12 protein-coding genes are annotated in these 18,421 nt (G+C 64.9%); 7 read left to right on the forward strand and 5 right to left on the reverse strand.

The window, feature by feature from the left end; all coding sequences use genetic code 11:
* Positions 1-123 precede the first annotated feature (123 nt).
* Complete coding sequence (locus J7367_RS20255; protein ID WP_005915313.1) at positions 124-585, forward strand: bacteriohemerythrin; 462 nt, start codon at positions 124-126, stop codon at positions 583-585.
* Positions 586-704: 119 nt separating this feature from the next.
* On the opposite strand, the gene J7367_RS20260 is transcribed toward J7367_RS20255, so the two are convergent.
* The 5 genes from J7367_RS20260 to J7367_RS20280 form a co-directional block, all read right to left on the reverse strand.
* Entirely contained in the window at positions 705-1,985 is a 1,281-nt protein-coding gene (locus J7367_RS20260) for an MFS transporter (protein WP_007972338.1), read from the reverse strand.
* 595 nt (positions 1,986-2,580) lie between these two features.
* The gene (locus J7367_RS20265; RefSeq protein ID WP_022559366.1) at positions 2,581-2,859 is read right to left on the reverse strand and encodes a hypothetical protein; all 279 of its coding nucleotides are present in this window, start codon (positions 2,857-2,859) and stop codon (positions 2,581-2,583) included.
* The gene (locus J7367_RS20270; RefSeq protein WP_007972339.1) at positions 2,849-5,197 is read right to left on the reverse strand and encodes an FdhF/YdeP family oxidoreductase; all 2,349 of its coding nucleotides are present in this window, start codon (positions 5,195-5,197) and stop codon (positions 2,849-2,851) included. The genes J7367_RS20265 and J7367_RS20270 overlap by 11 nt, the downstream gene beginning before the upstream one ends.
* Entirely contained in the window at positions 5,194-6,039 is an 846-nt protein-coding gene (gene fdhD / locus J7367_RS20275) for a formate dehydrogenase accessory sulfurtransferase FdhD (protein WP_057659069.1), read from the reverse strand. Before fdhD ends, J7367_RS20270 begins: the two co-directional genes overlap by 4 nt.
* A 6-nt stretch (positions 6,040-6,045) precedes the next feature.
* Positions 6,046-7,725: an OFA family MFS transporter gene (locus J7367_RS20280; RefSeq protein ID WP_057659072.1), complete on the reverse strand. Its 1,680-nt coding sequence runs from the start codon at positions 7,723-7,725 to the stop codon at positions 6,046-6,048.
* A gap of 126 nt (positions 7,726-7,851) precedes the next feature.
* On the opposite strand from J7367_RS20280, the gene J7367_RS22565 reads away from it, so the two are divergent.
* The 6 genes from J7367_RS22565 (at position 7,852) to J7367_RS20305 (ending at position 17,394) form a co-directional block, all read left to right on the forward strand.
* Complete coding sequence (locus J7367_RS22565; protein ID WP_081027471.1) at positions 7,852-8,034, forward strand: hypothetical protein; 183 nt, start codon at positions 7,852-7,854, stop codon at positions 8,032-8,034.
* Positions 8,035-8,241: 207 nt separating this feature from the next.
* Positions 8,242-9,606 carry an aspartate aminotransferase family protein gene (locus tag J7367_RS20285; RefSeq protein ID WP_176215040.1) on the forward strand — a complete coding sequence of 455 codons (1,365 nt, stop codon included), beginning with the start codon at positions 8,242-8,244 and terminating at the stop codon, positions 9,604-9,606.
* 138 nt (positions 9,607-9,744) lie between these two features.
* Complete coding sequence (locus tag J7367_RS20290; RefSeq protein WP_057659074.1) at positions 9,745-10,599, forward strand: hypothetical protein; 855 nt, start codon at positions 9,745-9,747, stop codon at positions 10,597-10,599.
* Between the two features lie 233 nt (positions 10,600-10,832).
* Positions 10,833-12,137, forward strand: a complete 1,305-nt coding sequence (locus J7367_RS20295; protein ID WP_057659076.1) for a DUF445 family protein — start codon at positions 10,833-10,835, stop codon at positions 12,135-12,137.
* A gap of 142 nt (positions 12,138-12,279) precedes the next feature.
* Entirely contained in the window at positions 12,280-16,374 is a 4,095-nt protein-coding gene (locus J7367_RS20300; protein WP_057659077.1) for a CHASE domain-containing protein, read from the forward strand.
* Between the two features lie 33 nt (positions 16,375-16,407).
* Entirely contained in the window at positions 16,408-17,394 is a 987-nt protein-coding gene (locus tag J7367_RS20305; RefSeq protein WP_057659080.1) for an HD domain-containing phosphohydrolase, read from the forward strand.
* The last annotated feature ends 1,027 nt before the right edge of the window (positions 17,395-18,421 follow it).

Below are 18,421 nucleotides of genomic sequence, written 5' to 3' on the forward strand. Positions count from 1 at the left end.
ATCGTCGGCAGGCCCAAGCGGCGCGTGCGGATGACGCGCCTGCCGACATGCCTTGATCCAGATCAACGCCCGGCCGGCGTGCGCGGCTTACCGTATGCCCATCGCACTGGGCAAGGGACTTCGATGGCACTGCTGGTCTGGCAGGACGACCTCAACACCGGGATCGAGGTGATCGATCATCAACACCGGCGCATTGTGGACATGATCAATCAGCTGCATGTTGCGCAGACCAGTCTGCAGCAACTGGCAGTGGCGGAGGTGATCGACGAACTGATCGATTACACGCTCTCGCACTTCGCCTTCGAAGAAGAATTGATGCAGGAAGCCGGCTATCCCTTCAGCCAGGCGCACCAGCGCGTGCATGCGGTATTCGGCAAACGGGTCGGCGAATACCGCCTGCGCTTCCAGGCCGGCGAAGACGTCAGCGACGAGCTGCGCAACATGCTCTCGCGCTGGCTGTTCAACCATATTCGCGGCGACGATCAGGCCTACGCACCGCAGGTGATCGCACACCTGGACCGGTTTTCGCGCACCCATCAGCACGGTGGCTGGCTGGGCCGCACGCTCAAGCGGATCTTCGGCTAGAAGCCAGACCAACAGCACGGCTCTACGGCAGCGCACTGAGGCGTTCACGGTATCGCGTCATCGTGCGCCGCCGTGCTGCTGCACGATCCGGACACTCCATCAACCGTCGCGATCTCCGGTCAGCGACGCCACCGTCGCGCCACTACCAGCGCAACCAGGCTCAGCACCGCCGCCCCGCCCAGGTAATACCCCACCGATTGCACGCCGTAACTGGCCGCCAGTTGCGTGGCCACGTAGGGCGCCGGCGCCGCACCCAGGATGCTGGCAAGATTGAACGACAGCGACGCGCCGGTGTAGCGCACCTCGGTGGGATACAGCTCGGCCAGCAGCGTGCCGCAGGGACCATAGGTCAGGCCCATGAAGAAAAACCCCAAAGACAGGAACCCCAGCACCTGCAACGGGTGGCTGGCCTGAAACAGCGGCGCAAACGCCAGGCCGAATGCCACGATGGCGATGCTGGCCAGCATCATCGCCAGCGGCGCGCCGTGCCGGTCGCCAAACTTGGCCGACAACGGAATGCCCAGCGCAAAAAACACGATGCCGGCCATCTGCAACAACAGGAATTGTTCCTTGTCATAGCCCAGTGTCTTGGTGCCATAGCCCAGTGCAAAGACCGTCATCAGATAAAACAGCACGAAGGTGGCGAACGCGCCCAACGTGCCGACGATCAGTGCCGGCCAATGCTGCGAGACCACGGTGCCCAGCGGCAGCCTGACACGCGTCTTGCGGTCCAGCGTCTTCTGGAAATCCGGCGTCTCGGTGATGCTCAGGCGTACCCACAGCCCCGTCAGTACGAGCAAGGCACTGGCCAAAAACGGCACGCGCCAGCCCCACTGCATGAACTGCGCATCGTCCAGCGCTGCGCCCATGCCCAGAAAGGTGCCGGTGGACAACAAAAACCCCAGCGGCGCGCCCAGTTGCGGAAACATGCCGTACCACACGCGCTTGCCCGGCGGCGCGTTCTCGGTGGCGAGCAGCACGGCCCCGCCCCATTCGCCGCCCAGACCCAACCCCTGGCCGAAGCGGCACAGCGCCAGCAATGCAGGAGCAAATACTCCGATCTGCGCGTAACTGGGCAGCAGGCCGATCGCCACCGTCGACAGGCCCATCGTCAGCAGCGCCGCCACCAGCGTGGCCTTGCGCCCTACCCGGTCGCCGAAGTGACCGAACACCGCCGATCCCACCGGCCGCGCGACAAACGCCACCGCAAAGGTCGCCAACGACTGCAGCATCGCCGCACTGCCATCGCCGGCGGGAAAGAACAGCGTGGGGAACACCAGCACTGCGGCGGTGGCGTAGATATAGAAATCGAAAAACTCGATGGTGGTGCCGATCAGGCTGGCGAACAGCACGCGCGCGGGTGAATTGGTGGGTGTGGCGAGCGGCACGGCGGCAGTCATCGTTGATCGGCATCCAGGAAGCAAGACGGCCGATTCTGGCAGATCCCGGCAGCGCTTTGCGCAGGCTAGCCGGTCGGTAAAAAGTTACAGACGTGACCGACGGTGTTGTGGATTGCGCGTTGCTCGTCTTGAAACAGACGCACTCGCAGAAGTGCCCGACAAAACGTAGCCCGCAATCATTAGCTACTTAGCCAGCAAGGTGTGAGGTCTTCGCGTTTGCTGCGGGCAAGGACCAGTTGAGATAGTCGGGGGTGTCAGTGCAAGCGACAGGCGACGTCCGCTTTCGCTATGCCTGGGCGCGGTTAGGTTGCGGCACTCAAGCGCGAAGCTGCGCCGTCTTCGCACCACAAGCCGCTTTTATAAAACCGCCGACCAACTGTCTGGTGCGGTGTCCTCGCCGGTTGCGGAACCGTTGGCGGCATGGATGCCGCCATCGAGCCCCCATGGATGGGTTTACGGCGTGTCCCGCAAGCAGTGAGCGCGCCGCGCACTCGACGTTTTCAAGTTTGCTGCCAGCGTCCTTGCCCGCTCACCATCGCAGGACACTCTGCAAGCACGTTCTTGTAAGCAGCGAAAAAAGTAACCAACGAATCGCTCAGTCGTCCTGCGACTCTTGCACCGTTGCACGCTGCACCTGCTCCATCAAACCAACAGACGTGAGAACCGCAAATTGCCGCTCGCCGCGATCTTCCACGCGGACCCAACCCGGGCCTGGCTGACCGTCCAGGTTCGCCGTCCCCAACCAGGCGAGCGTGCGCAGCAGCACGCTCATGCGCACCCCCAGGTGCTTGCATAACCTGGCAAGCGACACGCCATCGGGCGCGTCGGCAAGTACCTGCAGCAGCTGCACGGTGAGCTGTGGGTCAGCGGACAAGCACCGCTCCGATATCGCGCGGTGCCGCGTCGGCGGTTTCGGCGCGGTGCGGCAGCACGATCACCGGAATCGACTTGGAGGTCGGCGTACGTGCCTCGTCGGCGAAACTGGACAACGGCACCAGTGCATTGGTTTCTGGGTAATACGCGGCCAGGCAGCCGCGCGGGATGTTGTAGTCCACCAACAGGAAACGCCGCGCCTCGCGGCGCACGCCGTCCTCGCACAGGCTTTCCAGGTCCACCCAATCGCCCGCCTTCATGTTCAATGCCGCGATGTCCGCCCCATTGATGAACAGCACACGGCGCTCGCCGAACACGCCGCGATAGCGGTCGTCCAACCCATAGATGGTGGTGTTGTATTGATCGTGCGAACGCGTGGTGGCCAGCGTAAACACCATCTGCTCGGCGTGGCTACGACGCGCGCGATGGATGGGGTTGTCGGTGGGCACCGCATGCGGCTTGAACACCGCGCGTTGTTCCGGCGTCACCCACTGCCGATCGCGGGCGGTGTTGGACAAACGGAATCCACCCGGCGTACGCACGCGCTCGTTGAACCCGGCAAAGTCCGGGAACACCTGCGCGATGAGATCGCGCACGCGGTCGTAGTCGCCTACCAGCCAACGCCAGCGGATCGCGCTGCGTGCGCCCAGCGTGGCTTCGGCCATGCGCGCCACGATCGCCGGTTCCGACAGCAGGTCCGGCGAGGCCGGCGGATTGATGCCGGCCGACAGGTGCACCATGCTCATCGAATCTTCCACCGTCACGCCTTGCGAGCCGGCATCCTGGATGTCGATCTCGGTGCGCCCCAGACACGGCAGGATCAACGCATCGCGCCCATGCACCAGGTGGCTGCGATTGAGCTTGGTGGTGACATGCACGGTCAATTCGCAGTTGCGCAACGCGCGGTGCGTGGCATCGGTATCCGGCGTGGCGGCAGCAAAATTGCCGCCCATCGCGAAGAACACCTTGCCGCGCCCATCCAGCATCGCCTCGATCGCACCCACGGTATCGAAGCCGTCTGCGCGTGGCGGCGCGAAACCGAACACCGATTGCAGCTTGTCCAGGAACGCGGCCGGCGGTTTTTCATAGATCATCATCGTGCGGTCGCCCTGCACGTTGCTGTGCCCGCGCACCGGGCAGACGCCCGCGCCGGGCCGGCCCAGGTTGCCGCGCAGCAGCAGCAGGTTGGTGATCATGTGGATGGTCGCCACCGAATGCTTGTGCTGGGTGATCCCCATGCCCCAGCACGCAATGACGCGCTCGGCATTGAGGTAGATCTCGCCGGCTTTGCGCAGCGCAGTTTCGTCCAGTCCGGATTCTTCGACGATGGTGTCCCAGCTTTCCGCATGCACGTCGGCAGCGAAGGCCTCGAAATTGGCGGTGTGCGCCTGGATGAACTCCAAGTCCAGCAAGCGCGGCGTACCATCGCGCTGCGCCTGCGCATCGCGCTCCAGCACATGCTTTATGATGCCCTTCACCGCAGCCAGGTCGCCGCCGATCTTGAGCTGGAAATAATCCGAGGCGATGCGCGTGGAACCGTTGTGCAACATCTCCAGCTTGTCCTGCGGGTCGGCGAACTTTTCCAGCCCGCGCTCGCGCAGCGGGTTGAACGCTGCAATCGCCGCACCGCGCTTGGACGCCTGACGCAACTCGCCCAGCATGCGCGGGTGATTGGTGCCCGGATTCTGCCCGAAGATGAAGATGGCGTCGGCCAGCTCGAAATCGTGCAGCGACACCGTGCCCTTGCCCACGCCGATCTGCGAACGCAGCGCCGTGCCGGAGGGCTCGTGGCACATGTTGGAGCAATCGGGGAAGTTGTTGGTGCCGAACTCGCGCACGAACAACTGATACAAGAACGCTGCCTCGTTGCTGGTGCGCCCGGAGGTGTAGAAGATCGCCTCATCCGGCGTTGCCAGGCCATTGAGATGCCGCGCGATCTGCGCAAAGGCATCGTCCCAGCTCACCGGCACGTAGTGATCGGTCGCAGCGTCGTAGCGCATCGGGTGGGTCAGGCGGCCCTGCCCTTCCAGCCAGTAGTCGCTGTATTGCGACAGCAGGCTGACGGTGTGCGAAGCGAACAGCTCCGGCCCGGCGCGACGTGCGGTGGACTCGGCCGCCACGGCCTTGGCGCCGTTTTCGCAGAATTCGAAGGTGGACGTGTGGTCGCGATCCGGCCAGGCGCAACCGGGGCAGTCGAAGCCGTCCGGCTGGTTTGCGTGCAGCAGCGTCTTGGCGCCCTGCACGGCGATGTCCTGTTCCATCAGGTGCTTGGCCACCGAGCGCAATGCGCCCCAGCCGCCCGCGGGATTGTCGTACTGCTTGATGGTTTTCTTGCTCATGCGGGCTCTCCCACCGCAACGCCAAGATCCAGGCGCTGCGGATGGCTGTAAACGACACAATCGTGATCGCGGGCAAACCCGATCAGGGTCAGTCCCGCACTTTCGGCCAGGCTGATCGCCAGCGCAGTAGGCGCCGAAATCGCTGCGAGCAGCGGAATCCGGGCCTGCGCGGCTTTCATGGCCATTTCGTAACTGGCGCGGCTGGTGACCACCGCGAACCCGTGCGATGCATCGATGCGCGCGCGCGCCAATGCACCGATCAATTTATCCAGCGCGTTATGCCGGCCCACGTCTTCGCGGACCAGCTGCACATTGCCTTGCGCATCGGCCCAACCGGCCGCATGCACGGCGCCGGTCTGCGCGGCGATGGGCTGCCGTGCGTGCAACGCATCCAATGCATTTGCCAAGGCATCCACGTCGATCTGCAGGGACGAGTGCAGCACCGGTGGCACACGCAGCACCGCTTCGATGGATTCGTTGCCGCACACCCCGCAACCGCTGCGCCCGTCCAGATTGCGCCGCCGCTGGTCCAGCGCGGCTGCCCGCTCGGGCGGAATTTCGATCTGCAGCGAAGCGCCTTCCAGAAACGTCTCCACCGCGATCACGCGCAAGTCCTGCGCGTGATCGACGATGCCTTCGCTCAACGAGAACCCGAGTGCGAAATCCTCCAGGTCCTCCGGCGTGGCCATCATCACCGCGAACGGCACGCCGTTGTAGATGAAGGCGACTGGCATCTCGGCCGCCACCCTATCCTGCACCGTGGCGCTGCGGCCGCCGCGATGGCGACGGACCGTGCGCACCACAGTGCCGGGACGCACGGAGTGGGAAGACGGACTGGTCATCTCATCTCAATGGAACAGCACGAAGGCTTTTTGCAGCGTGACCCAGATACCGAACAGCATCGGGATACCCACCGCCAGCCAGGCAAACGCGACCAGTACGGGGTTGCCACCATGACCGATGCGTGCCATTTGTTCCGGTGGAATCACGCCGTGTCCGGTGCGGTCGACCTTTTCGTGGGCCAGCTGCTTTTCGCGTGCCAGTTCGTCGGGCGTCATGAAGTGACGCGCGGCCACCGGGCGCACCAACAGATTGCAGATCAGGCCGAGCACGAGCATGCCGGCAAGGATGTACATGGTGGTGTTGTAGACCTGTGACGGCGGGCTGCCGTGGGCCAGCTGGTACTCGCGCATGTAACCCACCACCACCGGGCCCAGGATGCCGGCGGTCGCCCAGGCGGTCAGCAGCCGGCCGTGGATCGCACCGACCATCTGGGTACCGAACAGGTCGGCCAGATACGCCGGGATGGTGGCGAAGCCGCCGCCGTACATCGACAGGATGATGCAGAAGATGCCCGCGAACAGCGCGATGCCGCCGATGCCGCCAGCCGACGGAGCCGCTGCATACAGGCAGATGCCCAGCACGAAGAACAACGTGTAGGTGTTCTTGCGGCCGAGCTTGTCGGACATGCTGGCCCAGAAGAACCGGCCGCCGATGTTGAACAGGCTGAGCAACCCGGTGAAGCCGGCCGCGATGGCCGCGATGCTGGCCAGTTGGGTCGGATCCAGGCTGGCGAAACCCACATCCACGCCGATCAGACGGCCACCGAACACTTCCTGCAACATCGGCGAGGACATGCCGATCACACCAATACCGGCCGAGACGTTCAGGCACAACACGCCCCACAGCAACCAGAACTGGGGGATGCCCCAGACCTTTTTCACGTGCACGTGGTTGGCGGTGATCATGGCATTGCTGCTGGTCACCGGTGCGGTCCAGCCGGCCGGGGTCCAGCCGCTCGGCGGCACGCGATAACCGAACGCGCCCGCCATCATGAAGACGAAGTACAGCGCCGCCATTACCAGGAAGGTTTCCATCACGCCCACCGAGGTGGGGGTCGCGAAATGGCGCATCAGCGCATCGGCCAACGGGCTGCCGATCATCGCGCCGCCGCCAAAGCCCATGATCGCCATGCCCGTCGCCATGCCGCGACGGTCCGGGAACCACTTGATCAAGGTCGACACCGGCGAGATGTAGCCCAGGCCCAGACCGATACCGCCGATCACGCCCGAACCCAGCCACAGCATCCAGATCTGATGGAAGTGGATGCCGGCTGCCGAGATCACCAGGCCGCCGCACCAGCACAGCGCCGAGACCACGCCGGCCTTGCGCGGGCCGGCCCGTTCCAGCCAGCCGCCCCAGATCGCTGCCGAGCCGCCCAGCAACACGAAGAACAGCGTGTACATCCACTGCAATTCGCTGATCTTCCAGTCGCAGGTGGTGGCCACCATGCGCGCGAACAGGCCCATCTCGGCCGGGCACGCGATCGACTCGGTGATGCCCAGCGCCTTGGACAACGGCAGCCAGAACACGCTGAAGCCGTAGGCCATGCCGATGCACAGGTGGATCGCCAATGCTGCCGGCGGTACCAACCAACGATTGAACCCCGGCCGCGCAATGATGCGCTCCTTGGACAGTAAACCGGCGTCTGCGCCGCTGGCTGTCGCCACGGTGGACCCTTGCGTCATTCTCATTTCCCCCAAAAAACCAACGATGAACTGCGAAAGCACAGCTGACAGGACTACCACCAACGCCTCGCGGGCGATGGCGACGTCCTGTCGGCCGTTCCGAATACGATTGATAGCTGCAATCAAATAACGCGTTGCGATACGGGCAGCGACACCGACCAGGCCCAACTGGCGGTCGTCTGGCGCATCATCGGCGATCCGTGCCTGTTTGCAATGCTCGCCAGCGCCCTGCTGTGTTGCAAAGCGCCGCTACCACCCATGCCGCGTAAGCGTGCCTTGGTGCTAGCGGCCGCAGCTGCGACTAATTGACTAGTCTGTCTGCACTTCGCCAACCGCGTCGCGAAACCGTTCCCGCCGCACCGGCTGCACGCGCAGCGCTGTGGTGGGTGCTGGCGTCGTCCGCTCCCTGCCCCGTCTACCGGAGTACGCACGACGCGCCGGCCGTTCCCATGCGCGTGCCGGCATCTCAGGTGACGGACGAGGTGCCGGCTGCGTACAGTCGAGCGATCCTGCACGATGGAGCCTGCCATGCCCCACCACCTTCCCAGCGATACCGCCGATGCGCTGCAGGCACCGACGCAGCTGGATGCTTTCTGGATGCCGTTCACCGCCAATCGCCAGTTCAAGGCACGGCCGCGCCTGCTGGCCTCGGCGCAGGACATGTATTACCGCGATGTGCACGGCCGCCAGATCCTGGACGGCACGGCAGGCCTGTGGTGCTGCAATGCCGGACATAGCCGGGCGCGCATCGTGGCAGCCATCCGCGAACAGGCCGGCACGCTGGATTTCGCGCCGACCTTCCAGATGGGCTCGCCGCTGCCCTTCGTGCTGGCGCAGCGGCTGGCCGCGATCGCCCCACCGGGCTTGGGCCATGTGTTCTTCACCAACTCCGGCTCGGAAGCGGTGGATAGCGCGATGAAGATCGCGCTGGCCTATCACCGGCTGCGCGGCGAAGGCCAGCGCACCCGTTTCATCGGCCGCGAGAAGGCCTACCACGGTGTCGGGTTCGGCGGCATGTCGATCGGCGGGCTGCCCAACAACCGCAAATGGTTCGGCCCGCTGCTGGCCGGCACAGATCATCTGCGGCACACGCTGGATCTGCAGCGCAACGCCTATGCGCGTGGTTTGCCCGCACACGGCGCGGAGCTGGCCGACGATCTGGAGCGGCTGATCGCCTTGCACGATGCGTCCACCATCGCCGCGGTGTTCGTCGAACCGGTGTCCGGTTCGGCCGGCGTGATCCTGCCGCTGGAGGGCTACCTGCAGCGCTTGCGCGCCATCTGCGACCGCCACGGCATCGTGCTGGTGTTCGATGAGGTGATCACCGGTTTCGGCCGCGTGGGCAATGCATTCGCTGCGCAGCGCTTCGGCGTCACCCCGGACATCATCACCGCCGCCAAGGGCCTGACCAGCGGCACCGTGCCGATGGGCGCGGTGCTGGTGGCCGATGCGATCTTTGATGCCTTCATGCACGGGCCGCAAAACGCGATCGAGCTCTTTCACGGCTATACCTATTCCGGCCACCCGCTGGCCTGTGCAGCGGCGATTGCCACGCTGGACACCTATGCCGAGGAAGAGCTGTTCACGCGCGCGATCACGCTTGGCCCGCAGTGGGAAGACGCACTGCACAGCCTGCGCGGCTCGCCGCATGTGATCGACATCCGCAACATCGGCCTGATCGGCGCGATCGAGCTGGCACCACGCGACGGCGCCCCAGGCGCGCGCGGTTACGACGTCTTCGAGCGCTGTTTCCACGAGGGCGGCCTGCTGGTGCGCGTCACCGGCGATGTCATCGCACTGTCACCGCCGCTGATCGTCACCCCAGCGCAGATCGTGCAGATGGTGGAGACACTGGGCAAGATTCTTCGCCAGGTGGACTAGGCGCGGCTGGCCATCGGCGACGACCGCAACCTGCGCTGGCAACGGGCTCCCGCGTGTCACGCATGCAGGCACCCGTCAAGCGCGCAAAGCCGGGGCAGGCTCACTACAATGCCCGCCCCGCATCCCAGCAGTTGCCGTATGAACATCGTTGTCAAAGAAGAACTCAAGGCCTATATCGACCCGCTGACGCCCGACGAGCACGAGGCCCTGGAACGCAGCCTGCTGGCCGAAGGCTGCCGCGATGCCTTGGTGTTGTGGGGCGATGTGCTGGTGGATGGCCACAACCGCTACGGTATCTGCCAGAAACACGGTCTGCCGTTCCAAACGGTACAGAACCCGCGCTTCCAGTCCATGCAGGATGTACACCTGTGGATGATCGAGCAGCACCTGGGCCGGCGCAGCGTGTCCGACTTCCAGCGTGGCGTACTGGCGTTGCGCAAGCGCGAGATCCTGGCCGCACGCCAACGCAGCCAGCGCGACGCCGACGCCGCTGCCGAAGCGCCGGCCGTGGCTGGCGACCAGCACGACACTGGCCTGGAGCAGAGCAGCGCGCACGCTGCTGACGACACCGACAGCCCACCGTGGGACGAGACCTCTACCCCGGTCAGCCGTGCCGAACTGGCCCGCGAAGCACGCCTGAGCAGCAACCAGGTGGTGATGATCCAACGCATCCACAAGCAGGCCGCGCCGGAAGTGGTGCAGGCGGTCAAGGCGGGCGAGATTTCGATCAGCGCCGCCGCTGCGGTGGCCACGCTGTCCGAAGACGAACAACGCGCCGCCGCGCAGGCCGGCAAGGCCGAGCTCAAACAGGCCGCCAAGCGCGTACGCGATGCCAAGCGCAAACCCAAGGCCGACGAGGCCGAAGGTGGCGAAGCCGAACGCCGCGACATCAAGGCCCTGCAGCGCCGCGTCACCGAACTGGAAAACGAAAACACCGCCCTGCAATCGAAGGTGACCGCACTGCAGGCGCAGCTCGAACGCCTGCGCGGCTGAGCGCGCACCCGACAGTCGACAGCAGCACGCAGGAGCGCACCCGGGCGCGACCGGCATTGCCGATAAAGCCCGTCGCGCCCGGGTGCGCTCCTATGACGGCAACAGCGCTGGGTCGCCCCAACCCAAGCGCAGCCGGAGCACAGGGCACGCAAGACGCGGCCACCAACCTGCGCGAGCGCTGGCGGCACCTGCCGTGGACATGCCCTGGTCAAACGACTGGGTACACTTCCCTGATGGAACCCAGTCTCAGCACTCCCCGTCCGATCGATCCTCGTCGTGCCCAGTTGCAGCGCATGAAGCTGTTGGCGGTGGCCCTGTTGCTGGCGATGTTCGCCGGCTTCGTCGTCAGCCACCTGATGGGCGAACACGGCATCTGGGCCTGGGTATCGGCCTTCTGCGAAGCGGCCACGGTGGGCGCATTGGCCGACTGGTTCGCAGTGGTGGCGCTATTCCGCCGCCCAATGGGCCTGCCGATTCCACACACGGCCATCCTGCCGCGCGGCAAGGAACGGCTGGCCGATGGGCTGGCAGTGTTCGTGCGCGACCAGTTCCTCGCCCCGGATGCGTTGATGGAAAAACTGCGGGTATTCGATCCCGCCAGCCGGCTGGGCGATTGGCTGGCCAAACCTGAGCAGGCGCGCATGCTGGCGCAGATGACGCGCGGCTGGATGTTGCAGGCGCTGGAACTGCTCGACGAGGCAGCCGTCCGCCGCGCGATTCAAGGTTTCGTGGTCGACCGCCTGCGCAAATGGAACGCCGCTGCCACCATCGGCGATGTCATGGCCCTGCTCACCACCGACGGCCGCCATCAAAAGCTGCTGGACGAAGTGTTGCTGCGGCTGGGCGAATGGCTGGACCAGGAGCAGGTCAAGACGCGCGCTTCTGCATTGATCGTGCGTTACGCGCGGCGCGAATGGCCCAAGCTGGTCGGCACGGTGAATTGGGTCAAGCCGATCGAAGAGATCGGCGACAGCCTGGCCGACCGCATGGCGCGTGCGGCGATCGAAGAACTGCAGGACATCCTCAAAACACCCGAGCACCCAATCAGGCTCGACTACGAAGCGTGGCTGCAGGGCTACATCACGCGCTTGCGCGACGAACCGGAAATGGCCGTGCGCGTGGAAGAACTGAAGCAACGCGCCATCGAACATCCGGCACTGCAGGACTATGTGCAAGGGTTATGGGGCGAAATTCGCGACGCACTGCGCAATGACCTGGCGCGCGAGCAATCGTCGATGGCCGCGCACGTGGAGCGTTCCATGCAATCGCTCGGCCGGGCCTTGTCGCAGGATCCCTCGCTGCGTGAGGCGCTCAATCAACATATGTTGCAAGCTGCCGACAAACTTACCGCGCGCTTGCGCACATCGGTCACCGACCATATTGCATCGACGATGAAAAGTTGGGACGAACGTCACCTCGTCGAACAATTGGAATTGGGGGTGGGACGCGATCTGCAATACATTCGGTTCAATGGAACCTTGGTCGGTGGACTGATCGGACTGATTCTTCACGCGTTGTCGATCTGGCTGTCGTTTTGATGCGGAAACGTCGATCGCCCATCCGAGCCGACGTGCAGGCTTAGGGGACTGCACACAGCCGTCGGATGTCGGGCGGTACCACGAGGTCGACGCAGGTCGGCCAGCACTCTGGGCACGTAACAGGCAAGGCGAAGGAACGAACATGCCGAAGGGCCGCTGGGATTTGCGCAGGACATACGGGCGTCGCGCATTCTTCGGTGCACTGCTGATCCTGAGCGCCGGCCTGGTTGCCGCGATCGTCACCGGCGTGTGGCTGCAACGGCAGAACGAGCTCGAGCGCCAGCAACGGTTCGACTACGTCGTGCGTACGCTGGCGCGCAACATCAGCGAGCGCATGCCCACCTTCGAGCATGGCTTGCGCGGCGCGCGCGGTGCGGTAATCGGCGCAGGCAGCGGCATCATCAGTCGAGAACGCTTCACCTTGTACAGCCGCTCGCGGGATTATCCACGCGAGTTTCCCGGGGTGCTGGGGTACGGCTATATCCATCGGGTCGCCCCGGCCGACGAGGCCGCATTTCTGCAGGCCGCGCGTGCCGATGGTGCGCCGGACATCCATCGCCGGCCGTTGGCGCCGTGGGATGGCGAGCGTTACATGGTGCTGTATTTCGAGCCGGAATCCTCCGGCAACCGCCCACTCGGCATCGATATCGCCTCCGAGCCGCGCCGGCGCGCCGCCGCCCTGCAGGCCGCACGCAGCGGCGCGCCGGTCATGACCTCGCCGATCTCGCTGTCCGGTTACCGCGTTCCCAACGAAAGCGGCTTTCTGGTGCTGTTGGCGGTCTATCGGGAAGGCATGCCATTGCAGACCCCGCAGCAGCGCATGCTCGCCACCAGCGGCTGGGTGTATGTGCCTTTCAGCGTCGAACAGATGGTGCGAAGCGCATTGGGTGAGCGCGACGACGTGGCGCTGGACCTGTCCGACCGCAATGAGCCGACCCACAATTTCTATCGCAGCGGCACGCCAGCCAGCGACAGCGCGCTGCGGCCGCCGGTGGTGCGGCTGTTGCCGATCTACGGCCGCACCTGGGTCATTACCGCCCACCCCACCGCCGGCTTCGTCGCCTCGCTCAACCAGAGTTCGCCCTGGTTGATCGGCGGGCTGGTGATGGCCGCCTCGGTCCTGTTTGCCGCCCTGCTGGTGCTGTATTTCAGCAACGGGCTGCGCCACGAGGAAGTGCTGCGCAAGCAGATGGAGCTGGCCGCGCTGGTCAGCCATTCCAGCGAAGCCATCGTCGCCGAAACCCCGGATGGACGTATCACGCACTGGAACCCGGCCGCCGAGGCGATGTTCGGTTACACGGCCGAGGAGGCGATCGATCAGGACCTGACCATGCTGCTGTCGCCGCAGCCGTATGCGATGCCGGAGGTCGACCATGCCGATGCGGCACTGGCGGGCAACGCATCGGCGGCGCAGACCATGCGCCATCGCGACGGGCATCAGGTGCATGTGCTGGCCAGCAAGGCGCCGATCATCGAAAGCGAAGGCACGCTCAGCGGCCATTCGCATTTCTTCCGCGACATGTCCGACCGTGTGCGCTCGCATCAACGCATCATCGACCTCAACGCCTCGCTCGAACACCAGGTCGCCGAACGCACCAGCGAGCTGGTGAAGTTCTCGGTGCTGCAACGCGCGATCCTGGCGCACGCCGGCTACGCCATCATCGCCACCGATTCCGGCGGCTTCGTCACGCTGTTCAATCCGGCCGCCGAAAAACTGTTGGGCTACAGCGCGGCAGAAGTGATCGGGCGGCGCAAGGCCAGCCAGTTCGTCGAGCCCGAGGAACTGCAGGAGCGTGCGCACATGCTGGCCGAGCAGACCGGTACGCCGGTGGCTCACACGCTGGAGGCGATCGCCGCGCTCACCAGCCTGGGTCGCAGCGACACCAGCGAGTGGACCTATGTGAGCCATGACGGGCGTCGCCTGCCGGTGCTGCTGACCTTGAGCACCCTGCGCGACGACCACGACCAGGTGATCGGCTATCTCGGCGTGGCGGTGGATCTCACCGAGCAGAAACTGCACGAAAAACAGCTGCGCCTGGCGATGGATGCGGCCAAGAGCGCCAACCAGTCCAAGTCCGATTTCCTGGCCAACATGAGCCACGAAATCCGCACGCCGATGAACGCCATCCTGGGCATGCTGTACCTGCTTCAGCGCAGCGAACTGCCCGGCGCAGCGCAGGACATGGTCGCCAAGATCGATCGCTCCGCGCGCACGTTGCTGGAAATCATCAACGATATCCTGGATTTTTCCAAGATCGAGGCCGGGCGTATCGACCTGGAATGCGCACCGTTCGATCTGAACCAGCTGTTCGACAACATCGCCGACCTGATGCGCTCCTCGCTCAGCGCCAAGCCGGTGGAAATGATCGTCGAACCCCTGCCGCGCGACAGCCGTTGGCTGCTGGGCGATGCGCTGCGCATCAACCAGGTGTTGGTCAACCTGGTCGGCAATGCGATCAAGTTCACCGAACAGGGCGAAGTGGTGCTGTCGGTACGCCGTTTCCCCAGCGGCGACCCCAACAAGTTCAAGCTGCTGTTTTCGGTCCGCGACACGGGCATCGGTATTTCCAAGGAAAAGCAGAGCGTGATCTTCTCGCCGTTCCTGCAGGCCGACACGTCCACCAGCCGGCGTTACGGCGGCAGCGGCCTGGGCCTGACCATTAGCCGGCGCCTGGTCGAATTGATGGGCGGCGAACTGGAAGTGGAAAGCGTGCTCGGCCGCGGCAGCGAATTCTATTTCGTGGTGACGCTGGAAAAATCCTCGCCACCGCAGGCACAGCGCGAATTGCCGGCCTTGCCGCCGGAAGCGATGCCGCGCGTACTGATCGCCGACGACCACGATGCAGCGCTCAACAACCTGGTGCGCATCGCCACCGAACTTGGCTGGCGCGTGGATGCCGTCGCCAGCGGACAGGCCGCGCTGCAGGCCATCGAACACGCTGCAGAGCCCTACGATATTTTCCTGCTCGACTGGCGCATGCCCGATATCGACGGGGTGGCCATTGCGCGCGAGATTCGCGCACGCGCCACGCCCGGCCCGCATCCGGTCATCGTGATGGTCACCGCCTACGAACGCCGCCTGCTGGAGCAACATCCCGAACAGCAGGATCTGGATGCGGTGATGACCAAGCCGGTGACCGGCGCGGCCCTGCACCGGCTGGTCGAGCAACTGCTCGAGGAACGCCCGGTTGCCCGCCCTGCCACGCCGACGTTTGTTGCGCGACGTCTGGAAGGCGCACACCTGTTGCTGGTCGACGACAGCGACATCAATTGCGAAGTCGCCCAGCGCATTCTGGAGGGCGAAGGCGCCATGGTCACCGTCGCCCACGATGGCGAACAGGCGGTGAGCACGCTCAAACGCGCGCCCAACCTGTTCCACCTGGTGCTGATGGATGTGCAGATGCCGGTGGTGGACGGTTACGAGGCCACGCGCCGGTTGCGCCAGATCCCGGCTCTGGCCAGCCTGCCGGTGATCGCGCTGACCGCCGGCGCCTTCCGGCCGCAGCAGGAAAAAGCGCTGGAAGCGGGCATGAACGGCTTTATCGCCAAACCATTTAACGTCGAAGAACTGGTCACTGCCATTCGTCATTTCTTGCAGCCGGGCACTCGGCGCATTCCCTCGCTTCCGCATGAGGCGCAGGCGCACGCCGGTCCCGAATGGAAATACAGCGACCCGGAATTGCTGGACGCCGCCCGCGCGCGCAGCCTGTGGCGCGAGCGCGAACCCTATGCGCGCTATCTGATCAAGCTGCTACGCGACAACCCGGACCCGGCTGAGGTAGCCGCCGAGCATCTGCGACGCAACGAACTGCCGGCCATCGGCGCGATGGCCCACAAGCTGCGTGGCGCGGCCGGATCGCTCGCGCTGCCGGCCCTGGCAGGTGCAGCCGGCGATCTGGAGACGCGGATCGAGGAAGGACACGACATCACCGCATCGCTGATCGCGTTGAAGGAGGTCATGCAGCGCACCGCCGAAGCGATCCGGGCATTTTTGCAACATGGCGACAGCGACGTTGCCGCCGACGAGGATGGCGCTGCGTTTGATGCAGACAGCGCGCAGATCCTGACATCGGCCTTTGCCAGCGACGATGCCGACCGGATCGATCACGCGCTATTGATCTGCGCGCCACGCTTGCCGCGCGCACTGCAGGAAGCCTTACAACGCGCGGTCGAAGATTTCGACTTCCGCCGCGCCGAAACCACGTTGCGCGAGTGGCAAACCACCCACCCGCACTGATCGCGCTCCCCGAGCGTTTGGCAAGGATCGACCATGCCGTCCCGCCCCCTGCTGTGTGTCGACGACGAGTCCAGCAACCTGGCCACCTTGCGCCAGCTGCTGCGCGACGACTTCGCACTGGTCTTCGCCAAGTCCGGTGGCGAAGCCCTGGATGCGGTCAGCCGCCATGCCCCAAAGCTGATCCTGCTGGATGTCGAATTGCCCGACATGGACGGCTACGCGGTGGCACGTGCGCTCAAGCAACAGCCGTCCAGCAACGCCATCCCCATCCTGTTCGTGACCTCGCGCAACAGCGAGCAGGACGAACGCCTCGGGCTGGAAGCGGGCGCGGCCGACTATGTCAGCAAGCCCTACTCGCCGGCGCTGCTCAAGGCACGCATCGGTACCCAGTTGAAGCTGGCCGAAAACGCACGTCTTGCCCAGCAATACCGCGACGCGATCCATCTGCTCGGTACCGCCGGCCAGGGCCAGGACGCCGACACCGGCGCGCACATCTGGCGCATGGCGGTGTATGCGCGGGTCCTGGCCGAAGCGGTGGGCTGGTCGCCGCAGCAGGCGCAGACCCTGCAGGACGCCGCCCCGCTGCACGACGCCGGCAAGATCGCGGTGCCCGGCAGCATCCTGCAAAAGCCCGATGCGCTGGACGAACACGAACGCTCGGTGGTGCGCCAGCACCCGCAAGCCGGCCATGATCTGTTGCGCCACGGCCGCGGCCCGGTGTTTCGGTTGGCAGCGGAAATCGCGCTGCATCATCACGAATGCTGGGACGGCAGCGGGTATCCCCAAGGCTTGTCAGGCGATGCGATTGCCGAATCGGCACGCATCGTGGCGGTGGCCGACGTGTTCGATGCGCTCTGCGGACGACGCGCCTACAAAGCGCCCTGGACGGTGGAAGACGCCATGCGCAAGCTCGACAGCATGGCAGGCAAACAACTGGAACCGCGCCTGGTGCAGCATTTCCACGAGGCATTGCCGCAGATTCTGCAGATCAAGGACGCTTGGGACAGCCCAGTGGCTTAGAGCAGCTGACAAAACTGCTGCGCGATCGTCAGGCGGGCGCGGCCGGTGCTCGGAATCCTCATGCCAATTTCAGGCAGCCCGGACTCGTGGATGGGCACTGTTGGAGGCTTCCGCACCGGGATGGCGTGGCGATCTCCCACGACTCGCAAACGCTGCTCCATCGCGGGGATCTGTGGGGGCTGTTTGGCCTGGTCGGAGACGTTCGCTGGGCTGAGCTGGAGGGTGACGACTATAAGCACCTGGAATGCAGCCAAGACGCTTTCAGGGCACTTCCAGCTCTGCTTCGGACGCCCTGGGCTGCAGCGTGCGTTCCCCAGCTTTATGAGCTGCTGGAACGCGTTAGGCGGCGAGTTCCATATACCCGGGACGCCTACGAGGTCGAGTGGAAGACGATCGAAGGGTTGGCGGCGCGCGCCCAGTTTTCGGCTGATCCGGCTGGCCGCCCTAGCGATGCTAATGAGTACGCGGAGCTGTACCCCGATCCCGTTGTCCTGATGAAGCGGGTGCGAGATCGTCGGATTCGACAATGGTAAGCGCGTCAGGCGCGCGATCACGCTCCCGGGCAGGTATAAGGTGGAGTCCGCAATGTACGGTTCGGCGGTAGAGGGAACGCCTGCCGCGATTGGACCTCCGCTGATCAGGACTTTGCTGTAACTACGACTTCCAGCGTGCCGTCAGGCAGACGACGGACGAGGTTTCCGCGTTCGTCGTAGCCGACTGCGCCCGGTTGAAGGCCGAGCTGTCGCATTTCTTCGACCTCAGCCGGCGTCGGTGTTTCCAGCGGCCACTGAGGGCTTTCGCTTCGAATTGCTGGCATCGGTGACGGCTCCGTGGGCTCGCGCCCATACTACCGCCCGCCGCAGGCGCGCTCGCGCCACGTTGGTATCCAAGGCTCGCAACGCTTTGAGACTCGACGCATGAGACGCCCCGCGAGCACAATCGCGGCTAGGGAACCTCTGAACAACGCGCCACAAATGCGAGACACTATCTGTTCGGAGTGAGGAGGCATCCATGCAGCTGACGTTCG

Source organism: Xanthomonas sp. D-36-1, assembly GCF_017746155.1.
GTDB lineage: Bacteria > Pseudomonadota > Gammaproteobacteria > Xanthomonadales > Xanthomonadaceae > Xanthomonas > Xanthomonas cissicola.